This is a genomic window from Bauldia sp., from assembly GCF_020442045.1.
Lineage (GTDB): Bacteria > Pseudomonadota > Alphaproteobacteria > Rhizobiales > Kaistiaceae > Bauldia.
Genome location: NZ_JAGRLA010000179.1, coordinates 1 through 6,190, shown reverse-complemented (window position 1 = coordinate 6,190; position 6,190 = coordinate 1). Strand labels below are relative to the sequence as shown.

6 protein-coding genes are annotated in these 6,190 nt (G+C 65.7%); 4 read left to right on the top strand and 2 right to left on the bottom strand.

Going from position 1 to position 6,190, the window contains the following annotated elements:
- Positions 1-65: 65 nt before the first annotated feature.
- Both KDJ86_RS19580 and KDJ86_RS19575 read right to left on the bottom strand, forming a co-directional pair.
- Positions 66-1,184 carry a Gfo/Idh/MocA family protein gene (locus tag KDJ86_RS19580; protein ID WP_291749811.1) on the bottom strand — a complete coding sequence of 373 codons (1,119 nt, stop codon included), beginning with the start codon at positions 1,182-1,184 and terminating at the stop codon, positions 66-68.
- Positions 1,185-1,308: 124 nt separating this feature from the next.
- Positions 1,309-1,527 (bottom strand): hypothetical protein, encoded by a 219-nt coding sequence (locus KDJ86_RS19575; protein WP_291749809.1) that lies wholly within the window; start codon positions 1,525-1,527, stop codon positions 1,309-1,311.
- Positions 1,528-1,718: 191 nt separating this feature from the next.
- Between KDJ86_RS19575 and KDJ86_RS19570 the strand changes: the two genes are divergently transcribed.
- The 4 genes from KDJ86_RS19570 to KDJ86_RS19555 all read left to right on the top strand — a co-directional run.
- The gene (locus KDJ86_RS19570; RefSeq protein ID WP_291749806.1) at positions 1,719-3,983 is read left to right on the top strand and encodes a propanediol/glycerol family dehydratase large subunit; all 2,265 of its coding nucleotides are present in this window, start codon (positions 1,719-1,721) and stop codon (positions 3,981-3,983) included.
- Positions 3,980-4,405 carry a diol dehydratase small subunit gene (locus tag KDJ86_RS19565; RefSeq protein ID WP_291749804.1) on the top strand — a complete coding sequence of 142 codons (426 nt, stop codon included), beginning with the start codon at positions 3,980-3,982 and terminating at the stop codon, positions 4,403-4,405. Before KDJ86_RS19570 ends, KDJ86_RS19565 begins: the two co-directional genes overlap by 4 nt.
- A gap of 37 nt (positions 4,406-4,442) precedes the next feature.
- Positions 4,443-5,135, top strand: coding sequence for a cysteine hydrolase family protein (locus tag KDJ86_RS19560; protein ID WP_291749800.1), 693 nt, complete (start codon positions 4,443-4,445; stop codon positions 5,133-5,135).
- Between the two features lie 247 nt (positions 5,136-5,382).
- Positions 5,383-6,190: ABC transporter substrate-binding protein (locus tag KDJ86_RS19555; RefSeq protein ID WP_291749798.1), on the top strand; the 808-nt coding region annotated here is incomplete at its 3' end.

Sequence of the window (6,190 nt, the reverse complement as noted above, 5' to 3'; positions counted from 1 at the left end):
GATGGCCTCGGTCAGGGATCGCGATGGAAGGCCGACGCTGTGGAAACAGGAATACATGCCGCGCCTCACCGGTATTCGGGAACGACGAAGGGGGCGTCTTCCGGTAAGGGCAGGTCCACCCAGGTTCCCGATTGCATCGACAGATAGGCGCCCTGCACGAATTCCTGGGCGCGAAGCCCGTCGACGCCGGTGATTGGAGCAGGCTTGGCTTCGCGGATGCTCTCGCAGAAGGCCTCGAGCTGCGCGCGGTAGGGACTGCGGCGCGGCGGCTTCACCGTGATCCAGCCACCCTTGAAGGTCTCCCACCAGGCATCGGGGTAATGCGCCTCGACGAGGACGTCGGGAAGGTCGGCCGCCGATCGCTCGGTATAGACGGCAAGCGGAGCCGAGGCGAAGGGCGATATCGTTTCGCTGGCGATGTGGATCGTCCCCTCGGTGCCATAGATGTCGGTCCCGTCGCCGATATTCGGCGAATAGCGGTTGCCGGCGAGGCTGCCGCGGGCGCCGTTGGCGAAGCGTGTCAGCAGGAAGACGTTGTCGTCGACCTGTTCGGGCAATTCGCTGTGGACGAGCTCGCCGAAGACGCCGGAGAAATCGCCGACAAGGTGGCGGGCAAGGTCGATGCGGTGGATGGTCAGGTCGATGATCGTCGCCCCGCCGGACTGGGCAAGGTCGTAGCGATAGCGGGTCGTCGCCGGGTAGACCGTCGACTTCTCCGAGTAGATCGACCGCATCTGATGGATCCTGCCGATGAAACCGGCATCGATCAGTTGCTTCGCGATCTGGACCTGCGCCCAGAAGCGCTGGTTGAAGCCGACCTGCAGGACGACCTTGGCCTCCTCGCAGGCCTCGACCATGCGGCGCGCCGCCGCCGCGTCGATCGCCAGCGGCTTTTCGCAAAGCACATGCTTGCCATGGGCCGCCGCCGCCAGCACCCCTTCCTCGTGGAACCGGTTGGGCGTCGCGACGACGACGGCATCGAGCCCGGGCGTTTCGAGCATCCGGTCGAGGTCGTCGTAGGCGGTGCCGCCGAAATCCTTGACGATCGCCTCGGCCCGCTGGAGATCCGCATCGAAGACCGCGACGAGTTCGGCGCCGGCGCTGGCATTGATGGTCGGAGCGTGGCTGAGGCGCATGATGGCGCCCGCGCCGACAAGGCCGATCCTTATCTTTTGTGCTGACATATGACGAGATTGTCCGACGGTTCGGGGACGACGATGGGGGGCGTCACGCGACTTCAGGACCGGTCGGAAGAAGTCGGATGCAATGGGTCGCGTTGATGAGGCGAGCCTGCCCCGGCGATGGTGCTCAGGTCTGGCTGCGCCGACTGGTGGCCAGGATGATCGCGGCAACGATTGCCAGGACCAGGGCCGGCCCGAACATGACCGCTAGAAACTGAAGCCAAGTCATTGATTGGCGATCTCCCCTCTCCCGATCCTCGCACCGGACGCCCGACCGGGCAATTGCCGCGATCTTCCCGAGGCGACCGCCATTGGCATCTTGCCGGCTGGCCTTCGCCTCGTCCATCACTGCGCCCGGAACATAGCGCCCCGACCGCCGCGGGAGAAGCCGAAGTTTGGGTGCTTTCCATCACCCGTTTGGTCGCCCCGGACCGTCGGTACCGGCCAACCCGTTGACCGGACCGGCATTTGGTGACCAGTCTTAGGAAACGCGGTCCGTTCGAAGCAGGGCCGACGGGCTCGAAGGGGCAAGGACCGATGGGTGCGAATCGCTGGGGCCGCTTCTCGGACTGGGACGAGCGCCCCCTGAGGCTCGACAAGTTCGCCGTCGAGGACGCCGAGAACGGCTTCGCGGCCTTTTCCAGCCCCCACGATCCGAAGCCGGGCATCCGGATCGCGGATGGTCGGGTGGTGGAGCTCGACGGGGTCGGCGAGGCCGACTTCGACATGATCGACACCTTTGTCGCCCGCTACCACCTCGACACGACCCTGGCCGAACAGGCGATGGCGATTCCGTCGGAGACGATCGCCCGCATGCTGGTCGACATGAACGTGCCGCGCACGGAGCTGGTCCAGCTCGCGCACGGCCTGACGCCGGCCAAGCTGGCCGAGGTGGTGGCGCAGCTGAACGCCATGGAAATCGCCTTCGCCTATTCGAAGATGCGGGCGCGGCGGACACCCGGCAACCAGGGGCACGTCACCAACGCCAAGGACGATCCGCTCCAGCTTGCCGCCGACGCGGCGATCGCCGTCGCGCTCGGCTTCGACGAGATCGAAACGACGATGCGGGTCTCGCGGAACGCCTGGGCGAATGCCATGGCCTGCGCGGTCGGCGCATCGGTCGGACGCGCCGGCACGCTCTTCCAATGCGCCAGCGAGGAGGCGGAGGAGCTGAAGATCGGCATGGCCGGTTTCACCTCCTATGCCGAAACCGTCTCGGTCTACGGAACCGAGAAGGCCTTCGTCGACGGCGACGATACGCCGTGGTCGAAAGCCTTCCTCGCGACCGCCTACGCGTCGCGCGGCATCAAGATGCGCTGCACCTCCGGCGCCGGCTCCGAGTTGCTGATGGGCTTCCACGAAAAGAAGTCGATGCTCTATCTCGAAGCCCGGTGCCTCTGCCTGCAGCGGGCAATGGGCGTCCAGGGAACCCAGAATGGCGGTATCGACGGGGCGCCGGTGACCGCGACCGTGCCCGGCGGAGTCCGCGAGATGATGGCGGAGAACCTCGTCGCGGTCTGGCTCGACCTCGAATGCGCCTCCGGCAACGACGCGCGCTCGACGGAATCGGAAATCCGGGTCGGCGCCAAGATCCTCCCCTATCTGATCGGCGGCTCCGACCTGATCTGCTCGGGCTTCGGATCGATCCTGAAATACGACAATTCCTTCAACCCCTCGCTGCTCAACGGCGAGGAGCTCGAGGACTATCTCGTTCTCCAGCGCGACTTCGAGGCCGACGGCGGGCTGACCCCGATCGGCGAGGAAAAGGCGCTCGACCTCCGACAGCGGGCCGTCGAGGCGATCGCCGCCGTCTTCGAGGAACTCGACCTCTCTCATCCCACGCGCGAGATGATGACCAGCGTCGTGATGGCGTCGGGATCGGACGACACCGACAGCTACCTGCCGGGCGAGGTTGCCCGCATCTCCGACCGCATCCAGGAGAAGGGCATCACCGTTGTCGACGTCATCAGGGCGCTGCACGCGCGCGGCTTCGACGAGGAAGCACGCAACCTCCTGTGGCTGGTCAGGCTGCGCGTGTCCGGCGACTATCTGCAGACTTCGGCCATGGTCCGCGACGGCCATATCCTCAGCGCCGTCAACGATCCGAACGACTATGGTGGCCCGGGAACCGGCTACCGCCTCTCGGCCGCCCGACGCGAGGAGATCGCGCATATCCGCGACGTGCTCGACCGCGAGACCGTGCTCGGCCAGGAGGAGGAGTTCGCGCGCCACGAGTCGCTGGGCATCGCCTTCACCAGGATGGGCGAGGCGAAGGTCGGCACCGACCCGCGGGAAGTGGTGGTCGGCGTGTCGCCGGCCTTCGGGGTCAAGCTGTTCCGGACGATGAGCGGCATACCGATCGCCGAGCTTCTCGGCGCCATTGTCGGGGGGATCGAGAGCGCCGGAGGCGTGGCGCGCATCGTCCGGCTGAAGCACACCGCCGACACCTCGTTCCTCGGCCTTTCCGCGGCCCGGCTTTCCGGCTCGAAGGTCGGGATCGGTATCCAGACCAAGGGCACCGCGGTGATCCACCACGCGGACCGCCTGCCCCACAACAACCTCGAGCTCTTCTCCAACGCGCCGATCACCACGCTCGAGCATTACCGGGGGCTCGGCCGCAACGCGGCGCTCTACGCGCAAGGAGAGATGCCGGAACCGGTGATCGTGCCCAATCATGGCGAAGCCATGGGCTCGCGCTTTCACGCCCGTGTCGCGCTGATCTACGCGATCGAGACGGCGCTTACCGCCGATGGCGCCGCGCCGGAAGAGATCAGCCTGGAAGCCGCGCGAGTGCCGGCATGAGCAGGAAGCTGACCACCGCCGACTACCCGCTGGCCGAGCAGCGCCCCGAACTGATCCGGGGACCGCGGGGCAAGCCGCTGGACGACGTCTCGCTCGAGGCGGTGCTTGCCGGCGATGTCACGCTCGAAGACCTGCGGATCACGCCGGACGCGCTGCGCCTCCAGGCCGAGGTCGCGCGCGACGCCAACCGGGCGACGCTCGGCGCGAATTTCGAGCGGGCGTCGGAGCTCGTCGACGTGCCGCAGGACTTCATCATGAAGGTCTACGAACTGCTCCGGCCCGGCCGGGCGAAGGACAAGCAGCCGCTGCTCGAGGCGGCGCGGACCCTGCGCGGGACCTATGGAGCCGAGCGCATGGCGGCCTTTGTCGAAGAGGCGGCGGATGTCTACGAGCGCCGCGGCCTCTTCACGCATCGCTTCTAGACGCGGGGACGGCTGACCGAACGCGGAAGGGACGGCCATGAACTGGAAGACGGATTACCGGTCGATCTACTATCTCGGCGCCCCCGAGCCCGACGACATCGAGCTGAAGTTCGAAGAGACCGCCCTTCTCGTCATCGACGTCCAGAACACCTACCGGGCGCGGCCGGAACGCGACCGTCTCTCGCCGGAGGAACAGCGGCGCTACGACCTGTGGACGCCCTTCCACCGCCGCCTCGACGAAATCCTGGTTCCGAACACGGCGGACCTCCTCGGCCGCTTTCGCAAACACGGCATCGAATGCGTCCATGCCCGGATCGCCAGCCACACCAAGGACGGCCGCGAACGCTCGCTGAGCCACCGCAAGCCCGGCTGGAACGACCTGCTGCTCCCCAAGGACGAGTGGGAGTCGCAGATCGTCCCGGAGCTTGCGCCGAAGGGCGACGAGATCGTCGTCACCAAGATGACCGACAGCGCGCTGACCGGCAGCAACCTGCGCCTGCTGCTCGCCAACATGGGCATCCGCAACGTCGTATGCTGTGGCGTCTTTACCGACCAGTGCGTCTCCTCGACGGTCCGGAGCCTCGCCGACGAGAGCTTCAACGTCGTCGTCGTCGAAGACTGCTGCGCCGCCGGGTCGGACGAACTGCATCACAAGGAGCTCGAGATCCTCAACATGATCTATTGCAGCGTCATGTCGAGCAGCGAGATCAAGGCGATGATGGGAATCTGAGGCCGGGATGGCACGCAATATGCAACGATCGCAAGGACTTCGGGCGGTCGGTCAAATTTGACCGACCACAAGTCAAGAGGATGGCCGGTCCATGACCTAGGCTGTGCGATTGGTAACCGCGTCTTGGGGCGCGGCGTTTGAACAGGTGCTGGCATAGACGCAATTCCGACGTCGTCTGGTCGATTTGACGAATCGACCCGGAACTGAAGACTGAAAGGGCCGGTTCGGCCCAGGAGAGGAGAGTGCTATGGGATCGAATGGCATCAGCCGCCGCAAATTCATGCAGCAGTCCGCCATGTTCGCGGGCGCCCTTGCCGTGGGCACGGGAGGAATGCTCCGCGGCGCCCAGGCGGCGCGCGAGAAGGAACTGAACATCCTGTGCTGGGAGGGCTACAACTCCGCCCAGGTTCTCGATCCCTTCCGAACGGAAATGGACGCGACGGTCAAGGCCGAGTCGCTGACCAACGACCCGACCATGATCAACCGGCTGCGCGCCGGCGAGACCAACGTCTGGGATCTGATCAACGTCAACAATCCCTGGGCGCGCAAGATCATGTATCCGGAAGGTCTGATCAAGCCGCTCGACAAGGCAACCTTCGAGCCCTACTTCGCCAACATGCTGGCGGGTTTCGAGTGGCCGTATCGCTGGTGCATGAGCGAAAACGGCGAAGACCTGCTCGGCATGATCCAGCGCTTCGGCCCTTACAGCTTCGTGGTCAACACCGACAAGGTCAGCCGGGCGACCGCCGAGGACGTCGGCTGGGATCTGTTCAACGACCCGGCCAACGCCGGCAAATACGGTGTCCTCGAGAGCGACGACTGGAACGTCTTCGACATCTGCCTGATCTCCGGCTTCGATCCGTTCCGCGAGCACACCGAGGAAGAAACGCAGAAATTCGCCGACACCGCCAGCAAGGTGTTCAAGGGCGCCAAGGTGGTCGGCGACATCGCGACGATGAACCAGGCCTTCGTCGCCGGCGAGATCGACTTCCACATGACCGGCGGCACCTACAGCGCCTCGCCGGCCCGCGCCGACGGCTTCCTCAACATCCGTG